Below are 24,910 nucleotides of genomic sequence, written 5' to 3' on the forward strand. Positions count from 1 at the left end.
GCCACTTTTGTTAGCCTAAGCTTAACACGCAGCAAGCAAGTTGCACACTTTAGCGTGAGGTTATCCTGCAAGTTCGGCGCGATTTAGCGCACAATGTGACCAAAGTTCGTCCATTGCCTGCACCAGACGGTTCATTTCGTCGGGCCCATGCACTGGCGACGGAGTAAAGCGCAGACGCTCGGTTCCGCGCGGAACGGTCGGGAAATTGATCGGCTGCACATAGATACCGTGGTCGTCCAGCAGACGGTCGCTGAGGACTTTGGTGTGCACCGGGTTGCCGACGATCACAGGAACGATGTGGCTTCCGTGGTCAATCAACGGCAGACCCAACCCTTTGAGGCGCAGTTTCAAAATCTTCGCCTGCGTCTGATGCTGTTCGCGCAGTTCGGGGGCGGTTTTGAGATAGGCAACCGAAGCCGCCGCACCGGCTGCGATTGCAGGCGGCAGGGACGTAGTGAAGATAAAACCCGGAGCATAGGACCGTACAGCATCACACATCTTGGCACTGGCCGCGATATATCCACCCATCACGCCATATGCTTTGGCGAGCGTGCCGTTGATAATATCGATACGATGCGCCAAGCGGTCACGCTCGGTCACGCCACCACCGCGCGGGCCGTACATGCCAACAGCATGAACCTCGTCGATATAAGTCAGAGCCCCAAATTCGTCGGCGAGATCACAAATCTCCTGGATGGGACCGAAATCGCCGTCCATCGAGTATACCGATTCAAACGCGATGAGCTTGGGTGCTTTCGGATCGTCTGCCTCCAGCAGCTCGCGCAGATGCTCAACGTCATTGTGCCGGAAGATACGCTTGGCACCGCCATTGCGACGCACACCTTCGATCATCGAGGCGTGGTTCAGCTCGTCCGAATAGATGATCAGCCCGGGGAACAGTTTTGGCAGGGTGCTCAGCGTCGCGTCGTTGGCGATATAGGCACTGGTGAACAGCAGCGCAGCCTCTTTGCCGTGCAAGTCCGCTAGTTCGGCCTCCAGCCTTTTGTGGTAGACCGTGGTGCCCGAGATATTGCGTGTACCGCCCGACCCTGCTCCGGCTGCATTAACGGCCTCGTGCATTGCGTTCAGAACAACTGGGTTCTGGCCCATGCCCAAATAGTCGTTGCCGCACCAAACAGTGATATTCTGCTCCGACCCGTCGGGGCGTGTCCACACCGCATGCGGGAAATGGCCATTGCGGCGTTCGATATCAATGAAGGTCCGGTAGCGTCCTTCATCATGTAGCCTGGCAATCGCTGAATCGAGCTGAGCAGTATAGTCCACCGATGTCTCCTTACGTGCCCGACCGTACTGTACTTGGCCGAGCGTCTTTTTCGACGCCCGCATCGAACGAATCCGAATAGCGCCAATGCGTTCCCTTGTGCCCATCACGTATAAACGACATTGGGATCACATATTTGATTTGCATCAAATATCCCCTTGCACCGATCCAGACAAGCAAAGTTACGGCTATCAGACGCGAGGAAACGACGCAGGGGTGGCCTAGCTTACCAGCGGGTTTCCCAAATTATACCATATTCCCCGCAATGCGCACTAGACTGCGCCGATGGCGCTGATAGGGTTCGGCCAAATCTCAATAGCAGGAGAACCCTATGTCGCTTGACGCTGTTCTGGACCGCATCGACGCTGATCTGCAAACCTCGATCGACCGCCTGATGGAACTGCTGCGCATTCCCTCAATCTCGACTGACCCGGCCTTCAATACAAAGGTCAGCGAAGCCGCAGACTGGCTTGTATCCGACCTTCAAAGCATTGGCATCGCTGCGGAAAAACGCGAAACCACTGGCCACCCGATGGTCGTTGGTCATTTCGGCGAAGACAGCGACGCGCCACATGTCCTGTTCTATGGTCATTACGACGTACAACCGGTCGATCCGCTTGAGCTGTGGAACCGTGACCCGTTCGACCCCGCCATCGAAGACACAGACAACGGCCCGGTTATCCGGGGCCGCGGATCGTCAGATGACAAAGGCCAGCTAATGACCTTTGTCGAGGCCTGTCGGGCGTGGAAAGCCGTACACGGCACCCTGCCCTGCCGCATCACCTTTTTCTTCGAAGGCGAAGAGGAATCAGGCTCCCCTTCACTGGTCCCGTTCTTGCGTGAAAACGCGGCCGAACTAAAAGCCGACCTGGCACTGGTCTGCGATACCTCGATGGTTTCCCGCGGCGTGCCGTCCATTGCGTCTCAACTGCGTGGAATGCTCAAGGACGAGTTCACAATTACCGGACCCCGTATCGACCTGCATTCAGGCCATTACGGCGGCCCCGGTCTGAACCCACTGCGGGAACTGTCCAAGATCGTCGCCTCATTCTACGACGACGAAACTGGGCGCGTGGCAGTCGAGGGGTTTTATGACGGCGTCCACGAAGTACCCGCCGAGCAACTGCGCCAGTGGGAAGGCTGCGGCTTCGACGAGGCCGAATACCTGAACTCGGTCGGTTTCTCGCAACCGCATGGTGAAAAAGGATACTCGGCGCTGGAACAGCAATGGGCACGCCCAACGCTTGAGGTAAACGGGCTGTGGGGCGGCTACAACGGTGCGGGTTCAAAAACGGTGATCCCGTCGCAGGCGCATTGCAAGATCACTTGCCGTCTGGTCGGCGACATGGACCCAGACGCCCTGCGCACCAAGATCCGCAAACATGTCGAAGAGCGTCTTTCACAAGATGCAACAGTCGAATGGGACCACGACCTTGAAGGCGCTCCTGCTTCCGTCATGAACCTCGACCGTCCCGAATTCGAAGCCGCCCGCGGCGCGCTGTCCGACGAATGGGGGCGCGAAGCTGTGTTCACCGGTATGGGCGGCTCTATCCCCGTCGTAGGGTATTTTAACACCGAACTTGGGTTGGACTCGATGCTGGTCGGCTTTGCAAATGACGACGACGCGATCCATTCTCCAAACGAGAAATACGACGTGAAAAGCTTTCACAAAGGCACCCGTTCCTGGGCCCGTATTTTAGATGCGTTGAGTAAGTAAGGGAACTTTTTGGGGCGAGGCTCTGCCTCGCACACCAGGATGCTTAAAGCCAGATGAAGAAAGGATCTCAATCTTCATCTGGCAAAATTTCCCGGGGAGTCGCCCGAAGGGCGGCAGGGGCAGAGCCCCCTGACCGCAAGATTATTACATGTGAATCACGCGCCCATAGGCGTCCAGAACGCTTTCATGCATCATTTCTGACAGCGTCGGGTGTGGGAAGACGGTGTTCATTAGGTCTTCTTCAGTGGTCTCCAGCTGACGCCCGACGATATACCCCTGGATCAACTCAGTCACTTCGGCACCGATCATATGAGCGCCCAGCAATTCACCTGTCTTGGCGTCAAATACCGTTTTGATCAGGCCCTTGGGCTCACCCAGTGCGATGGCTTTTCCATTGCCGATAAAGGGAAAGCGTCCGACCTTGATGTCATAGCCCAGCTCCTTGGCTTTGGCTTCGGTGTATCCGACCGACGCCACCTGAGGTTGACAATAGGTACAGCCAGCGATGCTTTCTGGCTTCACCGGATGGGCATGTTTACCCGCGATGAGTTCGGCCACCATAACGCCTTCATGGCTGGCCTTATGTGCCAACCACGGCGCACCTGCGATGTCACCGATAGCATAAAGGCCATCAACACCGGTACGACAGAATTCATCGGTTACAACATGGGTGCGATCAATTTTAACACCCAAGGCTTCAAGCCCCAGATTCTCGACATTACCGACGATACCAACTGCCGAGATTACGGTGTCAAAATCATGTTTCTCCACCTTGCCGTTGCTTTCGATATGAGCGGTGACCTTGCCCTTGGCACGATCCAGTTGCTTGACCATCGCCTTTTCTTTGATGGTCATTCCCTGTTTGGTAAATGCCTTCTTTGCAAGCCCACTGATCTCCGCATCTTCAACCGGCAACACACGATCCATAACTTCGACGACGGTCGTATCCGCACCCAAAGTATTGTAAAAGCTAGCGAATTCGATCCCAATGGCTCCCGATCCGATGACCAATAGTTTTTTTGGCATCCGTGGAGGCTGCAACGCATGCTTATACGTCCAAACGAGATCTCCGTCAGCTTCCAGGCCCGGCAATTCGCGTGCCCGCGCGCCTGTTGCCAGAACGATGTTCTTAGCGGTCAGGTCCTCGGAACCTTTTTCCGTTTTGACCAAAACTTTACCTTTGGCCGGGAGTGTTGCTTCTCCCATGAAAACGGTAACCTTGTTTTTCTTGAGCAGGTGCCCAATGCCACCGGAAAGCTGCGCTGCCACACCACGCGAGCGCTTAACTACTGCATCCAGATCATAACCCACCTTGTCGGCTTTCAGGCCAAAATCCTTGGCGCGCTCCATCAGGTGGAACACTTCGGACGAGCGCAACAGCGCCTTGGTCGGAATACATCCCCAGTTCAGGCAGATACCGCCCAGGTGTTCACGTTCGACTACAGCCGTTTTCAGGCCAAGTTGGGCTGCACGAATAGCAGCTACATACCCGCCCGGACCGGCGCCGATTACGATCAGATCAAAAGATTGTGCAGCCATGTTTCCCTCTCGGCCCAGGTCGATTGAAAATTAGTTTACCATTAAACTAAATCTCAAGATGCATCAACACGCTGCTCCCGCGACAAATGCGACGCGGGGTCAACTAACGTTGGTTATGCGGTTTTCAGCCTATACCGGGCATTCTTCTAAGGCTAGAACATTGGTGACAAGACCACCTGCTCTTTCCTAATCACAAATTATTCGAGAGGCTTACCATGGCCAGAACACTAAAGGATTTGCTGCTTGCTCTGCTCAATGCCACCCTCATTCTGGTGGCGTTGTGCCTGTTTCTGGGTTGGAAACTGGCCTCTACCGTAGAGGGCGTTACTTCAGCCTTTTCAGAAAAAGTTCAGATTGTCGCCCCGTTAAGAGATGAAATTCGCGGCGTCCGGGGCGAACTGGCAGCCCTGCGCAGTGAGCTCACCAATATCCAGGCCGACAACGGTGTCACTAGCGCGTTCAATAATCAGCGTATTTCCGAGACGCTAACCAGGTTGAAAAATCTGGAAGAGAAGATGCAGACCTCGCAAGCCCGCATCACTGAGATCACCGACTCACCGGATGAACTAATCAATTCGGCCATTGAAAGCACGGCCGACACAATCGCCGACCGCATCATCGCTATTCGAGGATGCGAACCGCTGTCTTAAGTAGCGGCTTGCAATTCCCGCACGGTGCTGCCGTAACCACCCATGTTCACATAAGCCACCTCGTGCTCGGTCATCGGGCGCGATAAGGCTTCGTTGCGATAAGGGAAGCGGCCGAATTTGCGGATCACTTCGCGATGAGCCCGCGCATGCAACAGATTGCTTGGATCGCTGTCTGTCATGTTCTGGCACATTAGGCGCACACAGCGCTCCTGATCGCACAGGTTTTCCGAGTGCATCATCGGCAAATAAAAGAACTGCCGTGCGGGCTCGTCAATCTTCAGATCCCAGCCCTTGTCCACCGCACACTTCGCAGCCGATAGGGCAGCGCGATCCGTCGCGAATGCCCTGGCATCACCTCTGAACATGTTGCGTGGGAATTGATCCATCAGGATAATATAAGCCAGTACGCCACTTGGATAGGTCAACCAAAGAGAAAACCTGCCTTCATTCGCGGCTTCCCAGGTGGTCAAAAACCTTTCGCGAATGTCTGCGTCCAATGCGTCGTCCTGTAGATACCAACCTTCGGGACCGACTTCATCTAACCAATAACTCAATACTTCTTCAGGACCTACCATTGCCCTAAACTCCGTCGTGTTGCCCTCCCCAGGGACGTAAGATCATTTAAAGCTGTTTTACAGATTTGTTACAGTAAAAAATTGCAACACTTGCGACATATTCTTGTGTCCTAACCAACATCTTGCGTTTCAGCCTCGGCTTCAGCGGCTTCAATGGCCACTTCCTGCGCCACTTCCAGGGCCACAGGTGATGCCGTCGGATAGACCGGAGACATCGTGCCAGTTTCGTCAACCGGAATCGCGGCACGCTGGGTCATGCGGAACAGCGCGTATGCCGCCATCGTGACCAACAGCGCCGCGATGAACAGGAAAAAGCCCGGAGGTCCAAAGACGGCATCCCCCATCAGCCAACCGGTGATCAGCGGCCCCGCAATGGCCCCCATACCATTGATGAACAACAATCCACCGGACGCGGCCGCCATGTCTTCATGTTCAAGAAAGTCGTTCGCGTGGGCAATCAACAACGAATAGAGGGGGTTAGACATGCCACCAATCACAAAAGCCGCACTCAGCAGGATTGGAAATGTCACCCCCAACACCATGCCCACAATCGCCGCGCAGCCTCCCACCCCCGCAACGAGCATGATCAGAAAACGGCGATCCATGCGATCAGACATCCAGCCCAACGGATACTGCAGCACCAAAGCGCCGATATAGAAAGCGGCGATAAAAGTCGAAATCTCGGCCAGAGAAAGCCCGGCCCGCGCTCCATAAACTGAGGCCATGCCAAACTGTGCCGAGAACACCCCGCCCAAAAGGAACATGCCGACGCAGCCCAGCGGGGAATACCCGAAAAGTTCACGCAGGGTCATCGGTTTGGTTGTGTCAAATGCTGGTGTGGGTGAAATCGACAGCAAAATCGGGGCAAATGAGACCGAAACCAGGATCGACGCGATCACGAAAGTGTCAAATCCCGCCGGGTCGCCCAACAAGACCAACCCCTGTGCGCTAATAATGCCTGTCATCTGGAAGATCATATATAGCGACAGCGCCTGACCACGGTTCTCGTTGCTGGCCGCGTTGTTGAGCCAACTTTCCGCAGTAACGTACACACCGGAAAAGCAAAATCCGATCAGGACGCGGCCCAAAATCCATATGACCGGATCGGTCATCAACGGGTACAGGATCATAACGGCGGAAATGAATGAGGCCAGTGCCGCAAACACTCGAACATGACCAACCCGACGGATCATCTCGGGCGCCAGACGAGATCCACCGAGGAATCCCATGAAATACGCCGACATAACAAGCGACATTTGCAGGGTCGAGAATCCTTCGATCTCGCCTCGAACACCCAAGATCGTACCCTGAAGGCCGTTGCCGACCATCAACAGCCCCATACCAAGAAGAAGCGCCCATGCGCTGGACAGGACCTGAATCATTGGGGCCTCCGTAATGTGCCGACCGGAAATTTGGATTCGTTTTGATATGAAAAACTGCTCTGGTCCCGCTTGTCTACGACATTGCGAAGCAACGATCCCGACAACGCGCCCTTTAGGGGATCAAAAGCGACGCGTCACCGTAAGAAAAGAAACGATATTTCTGATCAATCGCATGCGTGTAGACGTCCCGCATCCTGTCCAGCCCCATCAGCGCCGAGACAAGCATCAGCAACGTGGATTTGGGCAGGTGAAAGTTGGTCATCAACGCGTCAGTGACGTGGAATTGGAAACCGGGGTAAATGAAGATATCCGTTTCGCCTTCCCACGGCTCGATGCAACCGGACCGCGCCGCGCTTTCGATCAGCCTCAGCGCAGTGGTCCCGACAGGAATAACGCGCCCGCCTGATGCCTTGGTGGCCTGAATTTCAGCGGCGGCGGTTGCGCTGACCCTGCCCCATTCAGCGTGCATCTTATGAGTGGTTACGTCTTCGACTTTGACCGGTAGGAATGTACCCGCGCCCACGTGCAGTGTGACATGGCTGAATGTCACGCCACGAACCTCAAGCGCTTGCATCAGAGCATCGTCGAAATGCAAAGACGCCGTCGGTGCGGCAACCGCCCCCGAATTGCGCGCCCAAATGGTCTGATAGTCGGTCTTGTCCTGTTCGTCCGCTGGACGTTTTGCGGCGATGTAAGGCGGCAGCGGCATTGCGCCCGCCTGTTCCAGTGCCTGGTCGAAATCCTCGCCCGTCAGATTAAACCGCAGATACGCCTGGCCATCTGCGACCTTCTCCAGTTGGGCAGTAAGATCTTCAGAAAACCGGATGTCTTCACCCAGTTTCACCTTCTTCAACGGCTTGATCAGTGCGGCCCAAGTGCCGTCCGCTTGCGGATCCAGCAAAGTCGCTTCGATCGCGGCGGACACCGGACCCTGGACGCTGTCGCGATAACGGCGGCCACTCAGCCGTGCTGGGATGACGCGCGTGTCGTTCAACACCAGCCGGTCGCCGGGTTGCAGCCAGCCGGGCAGATCAAAGACCTGCGCATCGGATATCGCATCACCGTTCGCAACCAGCATTCGCGCGGATGACCGCGGGCTGGCTGGTCGTGTGGCAATCAGGTCTTCGGGCAGGTGGAAATCAAAATCGCTGAGTTTCATGCGCGCGCCATACATCGCCTCATCAGATTCGGCCACAACTCCATTCAACGATCTGAATTGGGTGCTCCAAAGGTATGTTTCGGCTTATCCGGTTTTACGGGCTGTGCATTTGGGCCATCAGAAACGGTAGGAGCTGGTGTTCGCAGCAAATTTCGCAGGAACAAAGGGGCCAGACCGGACAATGGATTCACCGAGACTTTTGGCTGCCGCAGAGGGCCGGTCAAGGTGTAATTAAAGCCGATAACCCCTTCACCTTTCTTTGTAAAAATACTCCCGATCGCGTTCACCAGATAGATCGGAGAAATCGCGCCACGCAAGTTCAAGGTTCCCGCAACAGTATCGATCATGCCGTCAAAGGACAGGCCCATCGACGGTCCAACCGCGCTGCCGCTGAGAACCTTGATCTCTGTTGGCGTTATGCGCATCCGACTGTTAATTGTCGAAAAAAAGATACCCTGCCCCGCCAGTTCGTCCAGCAAACCAACCAGACTGATGGCATTCAACAGCGCGGCCATTGCCGGGGCGTCGGTAATCCGCGTGTTGGTGATTTTGAGGATCACGTCATAAGTTCCCGGGCCCGCGACCGGTTCCAACTGCAGGTCCATTGCCCCACCCTTTGCCTGGGTGATGACGCCAGCCGAGCGTAAGGCCGCACCAGCATTCGCCGAGGTCAGCGTGACCGCACTGCGACCGCCACGAGGCGAAACTTGCCCGCGCACCTGGGCGCCGCCGTTCACATTGGCCGTAAAGCTGCCATTCACACCGCCGGTGGTTTGGAACACGCCCTTGAACCCCGTCAGGGCAACTGTCTCGGTGACCTGCAAGCGATCCAAAGCCACGTCCAATTTTGGCCCCGCGCCTGAACCTCCACCGCTACTATTGCCAAAGGTCGCACTCCCAAGGTTCATGACCCCGCCCAGTACACGAATATCTGGCACCGCGCTGCCCCGGCTGACCAGTTCGGCGGGAACCGCCAGCCAGTTGCCCAGATCGAACGAACTGAACCGCACGCGTTCGAAATTTCCGTCAACAAATGAAATCGACGCCTTGGTGCGCAATCCGGCCGCATCCAGCGTAAGCTCGTCCACGCTTAGATTTTCCCCCAACGTTGCCGCAAGCGTTAACGTCCCAGGCGTAGTCGGTCCCTTACGCCAACCCAACTCGGGGACGGACAAGGTAACGCCCGTCAGATCAGAAGACGCCGCCAATTTCGGCGGCTCCCCCGCACCAATACCCAGTTTGATATCGGCTGTGCCCTGACCGGTCAGCATCCCCTTCGGAAGCCCGGCCTTCAGTTCTGTCATGAGCCTCGGCGACAATTCAATCTGGCCCGCCAGTTCACTGCGCTGGGGTTCGGTGCCGCCGATCGGCTGACGCCACGTAGCCTGAATAGGGACCTCCCCGAACAGCCCCTGACCCGTGACCTGAACCCCGGTTTGATTGCCTTCCAACGCAAGCCGGGCTGCGCTGACCGAGAACCCGGGAACCAGCCGGTCGCTTTGAACGTCCCCTATGTCACCAAGAAAGTGGAATTCCGTTTCCTCGAATTTCAGGTTCTTTTTCATAGGCAATGACAGCGTGCCCGACACGCTCACTTCACCCTCTGCCAGATCAACAGGCAGGTTTGCCTTGGTCAGCAACTTTAACGGTGGGCGATCTAGCAATGACATTGCTGCCGTTACGCTGCCTTTGGCCATGATCCGTGTGATCGCCGGAGAAAGTTCTTTGATCGTGGTGTCCGGTATGATGAACGAAGTGCCGGACGCATCGATCGCGCCGCCCTCATCGGCAATGACAACCCCGGATTCAGCCCGAACTGTGAACCTGTTGTTGATCAGGCTGGCTTGCCCGACACCGTTCTGAACAGGTGGTAGTGTCTTGGCGAACCGGACTTTGGCGTTTTCGAAACCAAAATCCAGGTAGATGTTGGGCTTTCCGCCGGGGCGTAGCCGCAAGGCGAAATCGACGTCTGACAAATGACCTTCATACAGGTTCTCCGACACCCAAAGGCGTGGTTTCGGGGCCAACAATTCTGGCCAGTAGTTCAGCAGTTGATCCGCCTCCATACTATCCAGATGCGCATCAACTTCAGCCGCCCATCCTTCCTTTTCGCCGATCAGCTTGCCCGAAGCGCGTAACCGGTGATCTGCATCTTCAATCGTCACCTGCCCGAGGTTCACCTCAAACGGCGCCAACGTCATCTGCATGTCCACATCGGCACGCGCCAGGTCCAAAGGCTCGGGGAACAGGCTTGCTGGATTTATATGAATGCTGCTGAGACGAAGCTGCGCCGTCAGGCTTTCTAAAGCGCCGCTTTCTATACCCAGCAAATAGGCCTTGCCCTCGGCGTGAAATGCACCCCACGCGGACTCGACAGTTATTTCGTTGAAATCCAACTCATGATGGCCCGGGTCATAGGTGAAATAGGTTCGGGCGGCCTCGAACGGAATGGGCCGTGTTTCCGGTCGTGGTTGCACCGCACCCGCTCCAAGGTTCAATGTCGCAAAAAGCGGGCCCAATGCTGCTTGGCCGTCGATGCTTCCGCGCAGAGCCCCGGAGATCGGCGCATCCAGAACCTGCAACCATGACAAGGCCAGGCTCTGACTGGCGATATCCGCAGCCGGAAGGTCGGTGATCGAGACACCGAAACTTGCCTGCGGTGTGCCTAGAATGCTGGTATAGTTTGCTTCGATTGAACTGGCATATTCGCGACCAGTCAAAACCGAAAACCCCGTAGCCAGTCGCATTTCTTCGCCACTGCGAGTGATTGTGATGTGCCCTCCATCGAACACCCACGCCCGACCCAATCGCAAATCCTGGTAATCCAATGTGAGGGCTTCAAGCTCGACCGACCTGAGCCCCGAAAGCAAGGGCGACAGGAACACCTCGTCCGATGCTTCAATCAACTGCGCCAGATCTGGCGCTTGCTGCACCGGGGCACTTCCTGACCCGACGGTCAGAGACAAAGCGCCATCCACCCCGCGGGTCAGGCTGATCTGCGCGTCCCGCAGTAAAATGCGGCGTGGACGTATCTGCCCGCGCAGCAATCCACGCATGGACAACCGAGTCTGCAATTCCGCGACCTGCGCAATCTGTTGCCCGGCAGCATCACTGATTGTCACGTCGGTCAGCCGTAACCTGGGACGCCATTCGTTGTTCACGATAAAGCTGGCATCTCCAAAGTGGAATTTCAGCCCGCCAAGGCTGTGTTCCAGCCGCTGCTCGACCTGTTTGCGCACCCACTCTGGTGCATGCACTTGCTGACCGAACAGAAAGAACCAACCAGCGAAAACCATCAGACCCAGCGCCAGAACCGTCCAGAGCGAGAAACGCGCAGCAATACGACGACGCGAACGACGACGCGGAGTTTTCTCCGGCTCAGTCGCACTTTTGTCTTCGTGCTGCACCAATTTACTATCCACGCCTTCCAACCGGCTCGCGCCGCCCTATGATGTCCGGCAGCCCTTAAAAAACTTTAGCGGAGTTTCCAATGCCCGACGTTACAGACATTGCCCCTGATTTTACCTTGCCCCGCGACGGAGGCGGCGAAGTATCCTTGTCGTCCCTGCGTGGCGGCACAGTGGTTTTGTTCTTCTATCCCCGCGATGATACGCCGGGCTGCACCAAGGAATCCATCGGTTTCTCGGAACAACTTCAAGACTTTGCCGATGCGGGTGCTCACGTTTTCGGCATTTCGCGAGACAGCGTTGCCAAGCACGACAAGTTCATCGCCAAACACAATCTGACGACGCCCCTGTTGTCGGATGAAGGCTCTTCGGTCTGCGAGGATTATGGTGTTTGGGTCGAAAAGAACATGTATGGGCGCAAGTCGATGGGGATCGAACGCTCGACCTTTGTCATCGACGCCGACGGAAAGATTGCGCGGGTCTGGCGCAAGGTCAAAGTCCCCGGCCACGTGGAAGAAGTGTTAGAGGCGGTTCGCGCTTTGTAACCCCTCTCGACCACGGGCGCCATCCGGTCTAAGACCCGCGCAACTCAATAAACGGAGAATGCCGGTGTCCAAGACGCTGACCCAGATGGCGACCGAAGTTCTGACAACGGCGGATGGGCGGGACAAGACCGCCCTGTCCAAACGCCACGCGGCGGCATGGTTTGCATCGCGCAACGGGGATGCGCCTGCGATTGAGATCGGAACAGCGACACCTCCGCTGCAACCTGCCCGACCCGACCGGCCCGAATTGCTGTCTCCGCGAGAGGTTCCGAAACGCAAACCCGGAACCGAGGCAGGACGCATCGCACTGTTGCACGCTGTCGCGCATATCGAACTGAATGCGGTGGATCTGCACTGGGACATCATCGCACGCTTTGGTCACGTACCAATGCCAATTGGCTTCTATGACGATTGGGTCAAATGCGCCGAAGAGGAATCACGCCATTTCGAGATGGTCTGCGATTGTCTGGAAAGCATGGGCAGCCACTATGGCGCCCTGCCCGCGCATGCAGGCATGTGGCGCGCCGCCGAAGACACGACTGAAGACCTGATGGGACGGTTGGCCGTGGTTCCCATGGTGCTTGAAGCGCGCGGGCTGGATGTCACGCCAGGCATGATTGATATCTTCCGCAAAGCCAAAGCCGAACAGGCCATCGCCGCGCTCGAAGTCATCTACGCCGAAGAAGTGGGCCATGTCGCCTACGGTTCGAAATGGTTCCATTTCCTGTGCGGGCGTGAGAATGCCGATCCCAAGGATGTGTTTCACCAACTGGTCCGGCGCTATTTTCACGGCACCCTGAAACCGCCATTCAACGAGGAAAAACGGGCAGAAGCCGGATTGCCCCCCGATTTCTACTGGCCCCTGACCGAAGATCTGCCCCCACCCGGTCGCGCGCAATAAGCACGCTCAAGTTGACGTTATCGGCAATTTCCCGCCGACAATGGGCGGGAAAAACATGGTTTCGTAGGGGAACCGGTTAACAAACTTGCCCAAAGCACAAGCGCCCTCTATGCACTTCGCCCAAGGGACGGCTATCACTCACGACCGGTCCCGAATCTTGGGGATGAGAGGTGAAGACGCGTGCGAACACGTCTGGCAATAAAACTACACTCACTGCTCGAACGGTATTTCCCGGAACGCCGGGTTTTTCTGAAATCTGATAACGACACGCGGTTTATCCGACTCAGTTCGGAAACGCAGGTCGTGGCCGTGGCCGGGGTTTCTGTGATCGTCGGCTGGACCGCCGTTGCAACGGCGATTCTGCTGATGGATAGCATCGGATCGGGCAATTTCCGCGAACAGGCGAAACGGGATCAGGCGACCTATCAGGAGCGTCTGAACATCCTGTCGGCGGAACGCGATACCCGCGCGGCCGAGGCGCTGGCTGCACAGGATCGGTTCAACGCAGCGCTGGAACAGATTTCGGCGATGCAGTCCGAACTGCTGGCGTCGGAAAACCGCCGCCGCGAGTTGGAGACCGGGATCGAGGTCATTCAAACCACCCTGCGCGCGACCATGAAGCAGCGCGAAGAGGCCCGCACCGCGCTTGCCGGTATGCAGGTCGAGGCGGGCGAAGGCGATATGTATGCAGCCGCGCTTGCCGACCCCGAACAGATGAACTTCATGACCGAGGCGCTGGTACGCACCGCGCAGGAGCGTGACCAAATCGCCTCGGATGCGCAGGACGCGCTGGAACAGCGTGACGAACTTGAACTGGAAATCCGTTTGATGCAGGAACGCAGCGACGAGATTTTCCGCCAGCTGGAAGAGGCTATGGTGATCTCGGTCGAGCCTCTGGACAAAATGTTCCGCGAGGCCGGTATGCCAACCGACCGCATCATCGAAGAGGTCCGCCGCGGCTACAGCGGCATGGGCGGCCCTCTTACCCCCATTTCCTTCAGCACGCGCGGTGAGGACCTGACCCCCGACGAAATCCGCGCCAATAACCTGCTGCAGCAGATGGACCAGCTGAACCTTTACCGCATCGCCGCCGAAAAAGCCCCCTTTGCCAGTCCGGTGCGAGATGTCGTGCGATTCACCAGCGGGTTTGGCACACGCCGCGATCCCAAAACCGGTGGTCGGCGCATGCATAACGGCGCAGATTTTGCGGGTGCACATGGCACCGATATTTTCGCCACCGCCGACGGCGTGGTGACGCATGCAGGCTGGCAGTCCGGTTTTGGGCGGCTGGTAAAGATCCGCCACGCCTTCGGAATTGAGACACTTTATGCCCATAACACCAAGATCCGGGTGAAGGTTGGCCAAAGGGTCTCGCGCGGGGATCATATAGCTGATATGGGTAGCACCGGACGGTCTACCGGCACGCATCTTCACTATGAGGTGCGCGCAAATGGAAAACCTGTAAACCCAATGACTTACATCAAGGCTGCGAGAAATGTTTTCTAAGAGCAAAATCAACGAGCCCGGATCCAAAGAGACCGAAGCGGCAAAACCTGCTGCTCCGGCAACTCCGGCTGCCCCTGCACCGTCGGAAACCAAGGCCAGCACGGCGCCCAAGCCCAAGCCTCCGGCATCTGTTCTTTCTTCGGACCTGCACATCACCGGCAACCTTAAGACGTCCGGCGACATTCAGGTTGAAGGCACAGTTGAAGGCGACATCCGCGCCCACCTGCTGACCATCGGCGAAACTGCGACCATCAAAGGTGAAGTCACCGCTGACGACGTTGTAATCAACGGCCGCATCGTCGGTCGCGTGCGTGGCCTGAAAGTACGCCTGACCTCGACTGCGCGCGTCGAAGGCGACATCATCCACAAGACTATCGCCATCGAAAGCGGCGCGCATTTTGAAGGTTCTGTGCAGCGTCAGGACGACCCACTGAACCCAGGTCGCAGCGCCAAGTCAGGCGCCAACCCGGCGGCTGAGGTCAAGCAGTAACGCAGGACCGAATATACGAATGATCGAGCGCCGCGGGACATCCTGCGGCGTTTTTCTTTTGCCCTTGCCGTTGTGCCCAAGCGGTATAAGGTTCTGACATGTTGATCTTTTTTGCTATTCTGCTGCTGATCGCAGGCCTTTTTGCGTATCGCCATTGGTCTAGATCCCAGGTCCGTCAGGAACTGCTTTCCACGCCGCTGACCGACCATCAGCGCAGCGTGATCGAACGGCAGGTGCCGCTGATCCGCCGCCTGCCCTCTGACCTGCGCGCCAATCTGGACGGCAAGGTGAACCTGTTTCTGGATCAGGTTCAGTTTCAGGGCTGCGACGGACTGGAAGTCACCGAAGAGATGAAACTGGCCATCGCGGCGCAGGCTTGTCTGCTGATCGTCAACAGTGACCTCTGGTATGACCACCTGACAACGATCCTGATTTATCCAACCGCGTTCAAATCGCGGCAACGCAGGCAGGACGGCTATGTCGTCAGCGAAAAAGAAATCATTCGCACCGGTGAAAGTTGGGATCGCGGGCCGGTCATTCTGTCCTGGTCCCACAGCCAACAGGGCGCCGCGAATGACCACGACGGGCAAAACGTTGTTCTGCATGAATTCGCGCATCAGATCGACGATCTCTCGGGCGGCACCAACGGCGTTCCGATCCTGAGTGACGGACAGAGCTTTGCCGAATGGGAACGCGTCTTTCTGACTGCCTATGACGCTCATGTACGCGCTGTCGAGCACCACCAGCACACCGTCATTGATCCTTATGGAGCTGTGGGTCACGAGGAGTTCTTTGCCGTCTCGGTCGAGGTCTTTTTTGAACAGCCAAAGCAACTGAAAGCAGCCGTTCCAGAGGTCTACGATCAACTATCCAAACTGTTCCGGCTTGACCCGGTAAGTTGGAATTAGAACGCTGTCGGTTCGGCATGTCTTCACACCAGTTTCACAAAAATCGATTTTTGAATTACACTGAAACCCATTGTTTTCAGGAGGGCTTTTCATGTCATCAAAACTCATGGCCGAATTCTTCGGCACGTTCTGGCTGGTGCTGGGCGGTTGCGGCAGCGCTGTTCTTGCCGCTGGTGTTGCCGATGTGGGTATCGGCTGGCTGGGTGTATCCTTTGCCTTCGGCTTGACGGTTCTGACCATGGCATACGCGGTCGGTCATATCTCAGGTGGGCATTTCAACCCGGCGGTCAGTCTCGGCCTGATGATCGGCGGTAGATTCCCGGGCAAGGATCTTGTTCCCTATTGGATCGCGCAGGTAATCGGCGCGATTGCAGCCGCTGCCGTCCTATACCTGATCGTCAGTGGGGCACCGGGTTTCGAAGGTGTTGGAAGCTTTGCCTCGAACGGGTACGGAGACGCCTCACCCGAGGGCTATTCGATGATGTCTGCATTGGTGATCGAGATCGTCCTGACCGCCTTCTTCATCCTGATCATTCTGGGTGCCACATCCGAACGCGCGCCTGCCGGGTTCGCTCCGATTGCAATTGGCCTGGGTTTGACGCTGATTCACCTGATTTCGATCCCGGTAACCAACACCTCGGTCAACCCAGCCCGTTCGACCGGCGTGGCGCTGTTTGCCGATGGCCCTGCCCTTGCGCAGCTGTGGTTGTTCTGGGTGGCACCTCTGATTGGCGGCGCAATTGGCGCGCTGATCTACAAGGCCTTGGGCGACGATTAAGCCCCTGAGTGTTGGAAAGCCCCGACGGCATCTGAACGCCGGGGCTTTTCCTGTTATTCCGTGACGGTGACTTTTTTCATTACGTCCGGCTGGCCGATCACAGCGCCGTTGGGACCGTCGCCGCGCTTGATCGCATCAACTACGTCCATACCGTCTGTCACCTGCCCAACAACCGTGTACTGACCATTCAGGAACGGACCGGGATCAAACATGATGAAGAACTGCGAATTCGCGCTGTCGGGGTCCTGCGCCCGCGCCATTCCAACGATACCACGGTCAAAATTGGTGTCCGAGAACTCAGCCGGCAGATCAGGACGATCTGAACCACCCGTTCCGGCGCGACGCATATCACCACCGATACGGCCATGCTCAACATCACCGGTTTGTGCCATGAACCCGTCGATCACACGGTGGAACACCACGCCATCGTATTTGCCTTCAGCGGCCAACGCGCTGATCTGCTCGACATGTTTGGGGGCGAGATCTTCGAACAGGTCGACGGTGACTGTGCCGTTCGCACCCTCACCTTCGATCTCGATCTGAAGACCCGTGGCCAGCGCAGGGCTGGCCAACAGGGCAAAAGCAGCGGCCAGCTTATACATCGGCCGCCACCTTGACGCTGATCATGCGATCGGGGCTCGCAGGCGGCTCGCCACGCACGATGGCGTCCACATGCTCCATGCCGTCGATGACGCGACCGTAAACCGTGTATTGGCCATTCAAGAAGTGGTTGTCCTTGAAGTTGATGAAGAACTGCGAGTTAGCCGAATTCGGGTTCTGCGAGCGCGCCGCGCCCAGCGTGCCACGGTCGTGCGGCAGCTTTGAAAACTCGGCCGGAACATTCGGCAGCGAGGACCCACCGGTGCCCGCCATACGCAGGTTGAATCCGTCTTCCATATCCCCGTGCTGCACGTCGCCGGTCTGCGCCATGAAGCCGTCGATCACACGGTGGAAGGCCACGTTGTCATACTCACCACCACGCGCCAGCTCTTTCATCCGTTCACTGTGCTGCGGTGCCACGTCGGGCAGCAATTCGATGACGACATTACCGCCCTTCAGTTCGATGATGATTGTGTTTTCGGGATCCTTGATCTCGGCCATCTGGCCCTCCTGTCGTTAGGTCTTGCGCAAATACCTATGACGCGGGGACATGAATGCCAAGTGACGCATTGACCTGAAGGCAAAATGCAGGAAAAGAACCGCCTAAACCTGTTTCACATTTCCGAGGATTGCACGATGGGCTGGAAAACACTGGACGACATGGACCTGAACGGAAAGCGCGTACTGGTGCGCGTCGATATCAATGTGCCGGTCGTGGACGGGGTTGTGACAGACGCGACCCGCATTCAGCGTATCGTTCCAACCGTGCGAGACATTCTTGCAGCCGGGGGCAAACCCATTCTGCTGGCCCATTTCGGACGACCGGGTGGCGAGCGGCGTGAGAACCTGTCGCTAAAACAGCTGATCCCCACTCTCGAGGACGCGTTCGGGGCCAAAGTCCTGTTCGCCGCCGATTGCGTGGGCACCGAAGCCGAACTGGCCGCCGAGGCGCTACAGCCCGGTCAGGTGCTGCTGCTGGAAAACACCCGCTTTCACGCCGCGGAAACCAAAAACGACGCTGATCTGGCCGCAGGCATGGCCAAGCTGGGCGAGGTTTACTGCAACGATGCCTTCTCGGCCGCGCACCGAGCCCACAGCTCGACCGAAGCCATAGCGCGCCTGCTGCCCGCATGCGCCGGTCGCCTGATGCAAGCCGAGCTTGAGGCGCTTGAGGCCGCTTTGGGCGCGCCCAAGCGTCCTGTGACAGCCGTTGTCGGCGGCGCGAAGGTTTCAACCAAACTCGAGCTGTTGGGCAACCTGATCGACAAGGTGGATTACCTCGTGATCGGTGGCGGCATGGCTAACACATTCCTTGTTGCCAAGGGCCTGAACGTTGGCAAATCTCTGGCCGAACGCATCATGAAAGATACCGCGGCCGAAATTCTCGCCAAGGCTGAAACCTCGGGCTGCAAGATCGTATTGCCGTGCGACATTGTTGTGGCTGAAAAGTTTGAATCACACGCACCGTCACAAGTTCTGCCCGCCGACCAATGCCCCGAGGACGGCATGATCCTGGATGCCGGCCCGGATAGCGTGGCCGCGATCACCGATATTATTGCCAAAAGCCAGACCCTGATCTGGAACGGCCCATTGGGCGCCTTCGAAATCGAACCCTTTGACGCGGCTACCAATGCAGCTGCCCTGAAAGCGGCAGCCTTGACCCGTTCAGGCAAGCTGGTTTCCGTTGCAGGCGGAGGCGATACGGTCGCGGCACTGAACGCATCGGGCGCGGCAAAGGACTTTTCCTACATCTCGACCGCAGGCGGGGCTTTCCTGGAATGGATGGAAGGCAAAACGCTGCCCGGCGTAGCTGCGCTGGAACAATAATCTGGGGTCTTCTGTTTAGGCTGATTTTTGGCTTTCGTGGTAAAATCTCAATTTGAACAGGAGATTTGCCATGAAACCCATTGCGATCATTGCCGTTGTCCTGATCCCTTCCATTTCTGTCGCGCAGTCCGAGTGCAGTGGCCAAACGCAGCTTGAAATCAATTTCTGCGCTAAGGAAAAATGGACGATAGCGGACACTGAACTGAACCGGCTCTGGAAAGAGATCAAGCCGGTAGCGGATGCGCGCGGTGAGGGGCAAGCGTTACTGAACGAACAGCGCGCCTGGCTGAAAGGGCGCGATACCACCTGTGAATTGGAACTGACTTCGGGTGGTAGCGCCGATACCATGTTCTACTGGTTCTGCATGGAAGAGCAGACACTGAACCGCAACAAGGCGCTGGTGGCATGGCGCTGATAACGCTTAGATCAACTAACAAAATACAAAAATGGCGAATCAGGGGATTCACAACCCGAATCACCTATGACATAGTGTTTTCAGATGCCCGCAAAGGGCACGTTATTGAGGCAGTTCATACGGCGGTAAACAGAGTGTCCCGTTCCCATCGGCCCGGTTTGGGCGCAGTCGTTTTCTTCATGGTGGCTTTTATGCTGGGTGTCTATTTCACCTTTGCCGCCGTGCAGGGCGACTATGGCCTGTTTCGGCGGGTCGAAATTGCAGCGGAACGGGACGCCCTGTCGCGCGATCTCTCGAAACTCGAGGCTGAGATCGCGGAAATGGAGAACCTCACACGCAGACTTTCTGACACGTATCTTGATCTCGACCTTCTGGATCAGCAGGCACGCTCGGTTCTGGGCATGATCCGGTCGGATGAAATCGTGATCCGCTAACTCTATTCAACGCTTACTTCAGAACATCTCCAGCCGGATTTCGCGCGACTGGACGCTGCGTCATATTTCCCCTCGCCAGAAAGCAGGAAATGCTTTATGAAATAGTTTAACGCTAAACTATCTGTCCGAAAGGGGGAGATCGCCACAATGGCTGCGCGAAAAACCACAAAGAAACCAAATGTTTCTGCGGAAGAGCTTCAAACGTACTACCGCGAAATGCTTTTGATCCGTCGATTCGAAGAAAAGGCGGGTCAGCTTTATGGCATGGGTTTGATCGGCGGGTTCTGCCACCTTTATATCGGCCAGGAAGCCGTTGTTGTGGGCCTTGAGGCCGCAGCCCAAGAAGGTGACAAACGCATCACCTCGTATCGCGATCACGGCCATATGCTGGCTTGCGGTATGGACCCGGGCGGCGTGATGGCTGAACTGACCGGGCGTGAGGGCGGCCTGTCCAAGGGCAAGGGCGGTTCGATGCACATGTTCTCGAAGGAAAAACACTTTTATGGCGGCCACGGTATCGTTGGCGCGCAGGTTCCGCTTGGCGCAGGGCTTGCATTTGCGGACAAGTACAAAGGCAACGGCGGTGTGACCTTCACCTATTTCGGTGACGGTGCGGCAAACCAGGGTCAGGTTTACGAAACCTTCAACATGGCCGCCATTTGGGAACTGCCAGTCGTTTTTGTCATCGAAAACAACCAATATGCGATGGGTACCGCACAGGCCCGCTCGACTTCGACGAAGGACATCTATCACCGCGGCGAAGCGTTTGGCATTCCTGGCGAGATCGTCAACGGCATGGACGTGCTGGCTGTTAAGGAAGCTGGTGAAAAGGCGGTGGCCCACTGCCGCGCGGGCAAAGGCCCCTATATTCTGGAAGTCAAAACCTACCGCTATCGCGGCCATTCGATGTCTGATCCGGCCAAATACCGCACCCGCGAAGAGGTTCAGAAGGTGCGCGAACAAAGCGACCCGATCGAACATGTACGCGAGCTGCTGTTGTCCGGCAAACACGCGACCGAGGATGATCTGAAGGCGATCGACAAGGAAATCAAAGAGATCGTCAATCAAGCCGCTGAATTCTCGAAAGATAGCCCCGAGCCTTCCGTCGAAGAGCTCTGGACCGACATTTACGCCTGAGGGGACGATTAAGACATGGCAACCGAAATTCTCATGCCCGCCCTTTCACCCACGATGGAGGAAGGCACACTGGCCAAGTGGCTGGTCAAAGAAGGCGACACCGTATCGTCCGGCGACATCATGGCCGAAATCGAAACCGACAAGGCCACGATGGAGTTTGAAGCGGTCGATGAAGGCATCGTTGGCAAAATCCTGATCGCCGAGGGCTCCGAAGGGGTAAAAGTCAACACCCCCATCGCGATCCTGGTTGAAGAAGGCGAAGACGCCTCCTCCCTGCCCGCGGCTGCACCAGCTGCTGCAGCGGTGACCGAGGCCGCCCCTGCGGCGGTTGAGGCCCCCGCTCCTGCGGCTGCCCCCGCAGCTCCGGTCGTGGACTTGTCGCCCGACTGGCCCGCAGATGCAGAAATGAAATCCGAAACCGTCCGCGAAGCCCTGCGCGACGCGATGGCCGAAGAGATGCGTGGCGACGAAGACGTCTACCTGATGGGCGAAGAAGTCGCCGAATATCAGGGCGCCTACAAAATCTCGCAAGGTCTGCTGGACGAATTCGGCTCAAAACGCGTGATCGACACCCCAATCACCGAGCACGGTTTTGCCGGTATCGCGGTTGGTTCGGCCTTTGGCGGTCTGAAACCGATTGTCGAGTTCATGACTTTCAATTTTGCCATGCAGGCAATTGACCAGATCATCAACTCCGCCGCCAAGACGCTGTACATGTCCGGCGGTCAGATGGGCTGTCCCATCGTGTTCCGTGGCCCCAACGGCGCCGCCGCGCGCGTTGCGGCTCAGCACTCTCAGGATTACGCCGCATGGTATATGCAAGTGCCCGGCCTGAAAGTTGTAATGCCCTATTCGGCCGCCGACGCCAAAGGCCTGCTCAAATCTGCCATACGCGACCCGAACCCTGTCGTATTCCTGGAAAACGAAATCCTCTACGGCCGTTCCTTCGACGTGCCACAAGTAGATGATCTGACCATACCGCTGGGCAAAGCCCGCGTCTGGCGTGAAGGTACTGATGTAACTATCGTCAGCTTTGGCATCGGCATGCAGTTCGCTTTGGAAGCCGCCGACAAACTGGCTGAGGAAGGCATCAGCGCCGAAGTGATTGATTTGCGTACCATCCGTCCAATGGACACCGGTGCGATCATCAATTCAGTGATGAAAACAAACCGTCTGGTGACCGTCGAAGAAGGCTGGCCGCAAGGCTCTGTCGGCAGCTATATCTCGTCCGTGGTGATGCAGGAAGCGTTCGACTACCTCGACGCCCCGGTCATTAACTGTACCGGCAAGGACGTTCCGATGCCCTACGCCGCCAACCTCGAAAAACTGGCGCTGGTGACCACCGAAGAGGTGATCGCTGCCGTCAAGCAAGTGACCTACCGGTAAGGAGCGACACAGATGCCTACAGAAATTCTGATGCCCGCCCTGTCGCCGACCATGGAGGAAGGAACTCTTGCCAAATGGTTGGTAAAGGAAGGTGACACAGTATCGTCCGGTGACCTGCTGGCCGAGATCGAAACCGATAAGGCCACGATGGAGTTCGAGGCCGTGGACGAAGGCACCATTGGCAAGATCCTGATCCCCGAGGGCACCGAAGGGGTCAAGGTCAACACCGCCATCGCAGTCCTGCTAGAAGATGGCGAAAGCGCCGACGATATCGCAGCCACACCAGCCACACCAGCCGCAGCCCCCGCGGCTGCCCCTGCAGTCGCCGCGGGCAACGAGGCCGCCGCGCCAGCGGCGTCTGAGGCGTCCGCCCCTGCCCCAGCTGCTCCGGTCAAGGCCGATGGCGGTCGTATCTTCGCCTCGCCTCTGGCCCGCCGCATCGCCGCGCAGAAAGGTCTGGATCTGGCGCAGATCACCGGCTCCGGCCCGCATGGCCGTATCGTCAAAGCCGATGTCGAAAGCGCCTCGGCGGCTCCGGCAACGGCCGCTCCGGTCGCAGCAGCGCCCGCAGCACCCGCAGCGGCAGCGCCCTCCGGTCCATCGGCAGATGCTGTCGCCCGGATGTACGAAGGTCGCGAGTATGAAGAAATCAAGCTGGATGGCATGCGCAAGACCATCGCCGCCCGCTTGTCCGAGGCCAAGCAGACCATCCCGCATTTCTATCTGCGCCGGGATATCAAGCTGGACGCGTTGCTTAAGTTCCGCAGCCAGTTGAACAAGCAACTGGAAGGCCGTGGCGTAAAGCTCAGTGTCAACGACTTCATTATCAAGGCCGTTGCCAACGCACTACAGCAAGTTCCTGAATGCAATGCGGTTTGGGCGGGCGACCGCGTGCTGCAACTGAAACCTTCGGACGTGGCGGTCGCAGTTGCTATTGAAGGCGGGTTGTTCACGCCGGTTCTGCAAGATGCTGACACCAAATCACTGTCAACTCTGTCGACCGAGATGAAAGATCTTGCAGGCCGCGCCCGCGAGCGCAAGCTGGCACCCCATGAATATCAAGGCGGAACTTTCGCGGTCTCAAACCTGGGCATGTTCGGTATCGACAATTTCGACGCCATCGTGAACCCGCCGCATGCTGGTATCCTCGCAGTCGGCACCGGCCTCAAGAAACCTGTCGTCGGTGACGATGGAGAGTTGACGGTTGCCACAGTCATGTCCGTCACTATGTCAGTCGATCACCGCGTCATCGACGGCGCACTTGGTGCGCAGCTGCTGCAAGCCATCGTTGATAATCTGGAAAACCCGATGGTCATGCTGGCCTGATCCTTCAGAGATAAGTCAAAAAAAAGACCGCCACACTCAGGTGAGACGGTCTTTTTTAATTTAATCATATATACTTACTGGTCTTTACCCAGCATGTGATCCATCGAGATGGATGGCTGGTCGCACCCAGCCTCACCCACGATTTTGGCCGGAATACCCGCAACGGTTTTACATTCAGGAACGGCCTGCAATACGACGGAACCCGCGGCGATACGGCTGCAGGACCCAACAATGATGTTGCCCAGAACCTTGGCCCCGGCCCCAATCAGAACTCCGTCTCCAATCGTTGGATGACGCTGTTCCTCTTCCTTGCCGGTTCCACCCAGAGTGACCGAATGCAGCATCGAGACATTGTCGCCGACCACTGCCGTTTCACCGATCACAATCGAATGCGCATGGTCGATCATGATACCTTTGCCGATCTTCGCGGCCGGGTGAATGTCGATCCCGAAAATCTCGGATGAGCGCATCTGGAAGAAGTACGCCAGATCATGCCGACCCTTGTTCCACAGCCAATGCGCCACGCGATATGCCTGCATGGCCTGATAGCCTTTGAAATATAGGATCGGCTGTAACAGGCGGTGGCAGGCCGGGTCGCGTTCGTAGACCGCCATCAAATCCGCACGCGCCGCTTCGATAAGCGAGGCGTCGTTGGCGTAGGCTTCGTCCACGATCTCGCGAAGCACCATCATAGACATTTCGTTCGAACACAGCTTGGCCGATACCCTGTACGACAAGGCCCGCTCGAGGCTGCGGTGGTGCAGAATACAGGCATGTACCAACCCACCCATCAATGGCTCGTTCTCGACCGCCGCCTGGGCTTCGGTCGTGATACGGGTCCAAACCGGGTCTACCGGAGTTACCTGACTGCGCTTTTCCAACATGGCTTTCGATCCTTTGCTGCGCCTAGGATGCCATTTAGTTGTAAAATTACCAAACGCAAACC

General features: G+C 57.1%; 23 protein-coding genes. 14 read left to right on the top strand and 9 right to left on the bottom strand.

The window, feature by feature from the left end; all coding sequences use genetic code 11:
• Positions 1-60: 60 nt before the first annotated feature.
• Positions 61-1,284 carry a 5-aminolevulinate synthase gene (gene hemA, locus ACR0IY_RS04410; RefSeq protein WP_480670633.1) on the bottom strand — a complete coding sequence of 408 codons (1,224 nt, stop codon included), beginning with the start codon at positions 1,282-1,284 and terminating at the stop codon, positions 61-63.
• Positions 1,285-1,613: 329 nt separating this feature from the next.
• Here hemA and ACR0IY_RS04415 point away from each other — a divergent pair, with 329 nt between their 5' ends.
• Positions 1,614-2,999 (top strand): M20/M25/M40 family metallo-hydrolase, encoded by a 1,386-nt coding sequence (locus tag ACR0IY_RS04415; protein WP_480670635.1) that lies wholly within the window; start codon positions 1,614-1,616, stop codon positions 2,997-2,999.
• 144 nt (positions 3,000-3,143) lie between these two features.
• Here the strand turns inward: ACR0IY_RS04415 and lpdA are convergent, their stop codons facing one another.
• Positions 3,144-4,538, bottom strand: a complete 1,395-nt coding sequence (lpdA, locus tag ACR0IY_RS04420; RefSeq protein ID WP_480670636.1) for a dihydrolipoyl dehydrogenase — start codon at positions 4,536-4,538, stop codon at positions 3,144-3,146.
• Between the two features lie 215 nt (positions 4,539-4,753).
• On the opposite strand from lpdA, the gene ACR0IY_RS04425 reads away from it, so the two are divergent.
• Positions 4,754-5,188 (top strand): hypothetical protein, encoded by a 435-nt coding sequence (locus ACR0IY_RS04425; protein ID WP_480670638.1) that lies wholly within the window; start codon positions 4,754-4,756, stop codon positions 5,186-5,188.
• On the opposite strand, the gene ACR0IY_RS04430 is transcribed toward ACR0IY_RS04425, so the two are convergent.
• The 4 genes from ACR0IY_RS04430 to ACR0IY_RS04445 all read right to left on the bottom strand — a co-directional run bounded on the left by ACR0IY_RS04430 (position 5,185) and on the right by ACR0IY_RS04445 (position 11,726).
• The gene (locus ACR0IY_RS04430; protein WP_480670640.1) at positions 5,185-5,763 is read right to left on the bottom strand and encodes a DUF924 family protein; all 579 of its coding nucleotides are present in this window, start codon (positions 5,761-5,763) and stop codon (positions 5,185-5,187) included. The two genes, ACR0IY_RS04425 and ACR0IY_RS04430, sit on opposite strands and share 4 nt — an antisense overlap.
• Positions 5,764-5,873: 110 nt before the next feature.
• A complete protein-coding gene (locus ACR0IY_RS04435; protein ID WP_480670642.1) occupies positions 5,874-7,145 on the bottom strand; it encodes an MFS transporter in 1,272 nt (423 codons plus the stop codon).
• Positions 7,146-7,257: 112 nt separating this feature from the next.
• Positions 7,258-8,304, bottom strand: coding sequence for a tRNA preQ1(34) S-adenosylmethionine ribosyltransferase-isomerase QueA (gene queA / locus ACR0IY_RS04440; RefSeq protein ID WP_480671137.1), 1,047 nt, complete (start codon positions 8,302-8,304; stop codon positions 7,258-7,260).
• Positions 8,305-8,348: 44 nt separating this feature from the next.
• Positions 8,349-11,726: a YhdP family protein gene (locus ACR0IY_RS04445; protein WP_480670644.1), complete on the bottom strand. Its 3,378-nt coding sequence runs from the start codon at positions 11,724-11,726 to the stop codon at positions 8,349-8,351.
• 68 nt (positions 11,727-11,794) lie between these two features.
• On the opposite strand from ACR0IY_RS04445, the gene ACR0IY_RS04450 reads away from it, so the two are divergent.
• The 6 genes from ACR0IY_RS04450 to aqpZ all read left to right on the top strand — a co-directional run bounded on the left by ACR0IY_RS04450 (position 11,795) and on the right by aqpZ (position 16,839).
• Positions 11,795-12,256: a peroxiredoxin gene (locus tag ACR0IY_RS04450; protein ID WP_480670646.1), complete on the top strand. Its 462-nt coding sequence runs from the start codon at positions 11,795-11,797 to the stop codon at positions 12,254-12,256.
• 85 nt (positions 12,257-12,341) lie between these two features.
• Positions 12,342-13,157, top strand: a complete 816-nt coding sequence (locus tag ACR0IY_RS04455; RefSeq protein ID WP_480671139.1) for a ferritin-like domain-containing protein — start codon at positions 12,342-12,344, stop codon at positions 13,155-13,157.
• Between the two features lie 180 nt (positions 13,158-13,337).
• Positions 13,338-14,663, top strand: coding sequence for a DUF5930 domain-containing protein (locus ACR0IY_RS04460; RefSeq protein ID WP_480670648.1), 1,326 nt, complete (start codon positions 13,338-13,340; stop codon positions 14,661-14,663).
• Complete coding sequence (locus ACR0IY_RS04465; RefSeq protein ID WP_480670650.1) at positions 14,653-15,153, top strand: bactofilin family protein; 501 nt, start codon at positions 14,653-14,655, stop codon at positions 15,151-15,153. The genes ACR0IY_RS04460 and ACR0IY_RS04465 overlap by 11 nt, the downstream gene beginning before the upstream one ends.
• Before the next feature lie 98 nt (positions 15,154-15,251).
• The gene (locus tag ACR0IY_RS04470; RefSeq protein ID WP_480670652.1) at positions 15,252-16,061 is read left to right on the top strand and encodes a M90 family metallopeptidase; all 810 of its coding nucleotides are present in this window, start codon (positions 15,252-15,254) and stop codon (positions 16,059-16,061) included.
• Positions 16,062-16,152: 91 nt separating this feature from the next.
• The gene (aqpZ, locus tag ACR0IY_RS04475; protein ID WP_480670654.1) at positions 16,153-16,839 is read left to right on the top strand and encodes an aquaporin Z; all 687 of its coding nucleotides are present in this window, start codon (positions 16,153-16,155) and stop codon (positions 16,837-16,839) included.
• Between the two features lie 53 nt (positions 16,840-16,892).
• Here the strand turns inward: aqpZ and ACR0IY_RS04480 are convergent, their stop codons facing one another.
• On the bottom strand, positions 16,893-17,441 hold the full coding sequence (locus tag ACR0IY_RS04480) for a peptidylprolyl isomerase (RefSeq protein ID WP_480670656.1): 549 nt from the start codon (positions 17,439-17,441) through the stop codon (positions 16,893-16,895).
• On the bottom strand, positions 17,434-17,940 hold the full coding sequence (locus ACR0IY_RS04485; RefSeq protein ID WP_480670657.1) for a peptidylprolyl isomerase: 507 nt from the start codon (positions 17,938-17,940) through the stop codon (positions 17,434-17,436). Before ACR0IY_RS04485 ends, ACR0IY_RS04480 begins: the two co-directional genes overlap by 8 nt.
• Before the next feature lie 135 nt (positions 17,941-18,075).
• Here ACR0IY_RS04485 and ACR0IY_RS04490 point away from each other — a divergent pair, with 135 nt between their 5' ends.
• The 6 genes from ACR0IY_RS04490 (at position 18,076) to ACR0IY_RS04515 (ending at position 23,964) form a co-directional block, all read left to right on the top strand.
• Positions 18,076-19,266 (top strand): phosphoglycerate kinase, encoded by a 1,191-nt coding sequence (locus ACR0IY_RS04490; protein ID WP_480671141.1) that lies wholly within the window; start codon positions 18,076-18,078, stop codon positions 19,264-19,266.
• Between the two features lie 70 nt (positions 19,267-19,336).
• On the top strand, positions 19,337-19,681 hold the full coding sequence (locus tag ACR0IY_RS04495) for a lysozyme inhibitor LprI family protein (protein WP_480670659.1): 345 nt from the start codon (positions 19,337-19,339) through the stop codon (positions 19,679-19,681).
• A gap of 134 nt (positions 19,682-19,815) precedes the next feature.
• The gene (locus ACR0IY_RS04500; RefSeq protein ID WP_480670661.1) at positions 19,816-20,115 is read left to right on the top strand and encodes an FtsB family cell division protein; all 300 of its coding nucleotides are present in this window, start codon (positions 19,816-19,818) and stop codon (positions 20,113-20,115) included.
• 147 nt (positions 20,116-20,262) lie between these two features.
• Positions 20,263-21,252, top strand: coding sequence for a pyruvate dehydrogenase (acetyl-transferring) E1 component subunit alpha (gene pdhA, locus ACR0IY_RS04505; RefSeq protein WP_480670663.1), 990 nt, complete (start codon positions 20,263-20,265; stop codon positions 21,250-21,252).
• A gap of 15 nt (positions 21,253-21,267) precedes the next feature.
• Positions 21,268-22,638 (top strand): pyruvate dehydrogenase complex E1 component subunit beta, encoded by a 1,371-nt coding sequence (locus ACR0IY_RS04510; protein WP_480670665.1) that lies wholly within the window; start codon positions 21,268-21,270, stop codon positions 22,636-22,638.
• Between the two features lie 12 nt (positions 22,639-22,650).
• Entirely contained in the window at positions 22,651-23,964 is a 1,314-nt protein-coding gene (locus tag ACR0IY_RS04515; protein ID WP_480670667.1) for a pyruvate dehydrogenase complex dihydrolipoamide acetyltransferase, read from the top strand.
• A 74-nt stretch (positions 23,965-24,038) separates the two neighbouring features.
• Here ACR0IY_RS04515 and cysE read toward each other — a convergent pair whose 3' ends face one another.
• On the bottom strand, positions 24,039-24,848 hold the full coding sequence (gene cysE / locus ACR0IY_RS04520) for a serine O-acetyltransferase (RefSeq protein ID WP_480670669.1): 810 nt from the start codon (positions 24,846-24,848) through the stop codon (positions 24,039-24,041).
• Positions 24,849-24,910: the final 62 nt, after the last annotated feature.

This window comes from Ruegeria sp. BC1 (genome assembly GCF_056539305.1).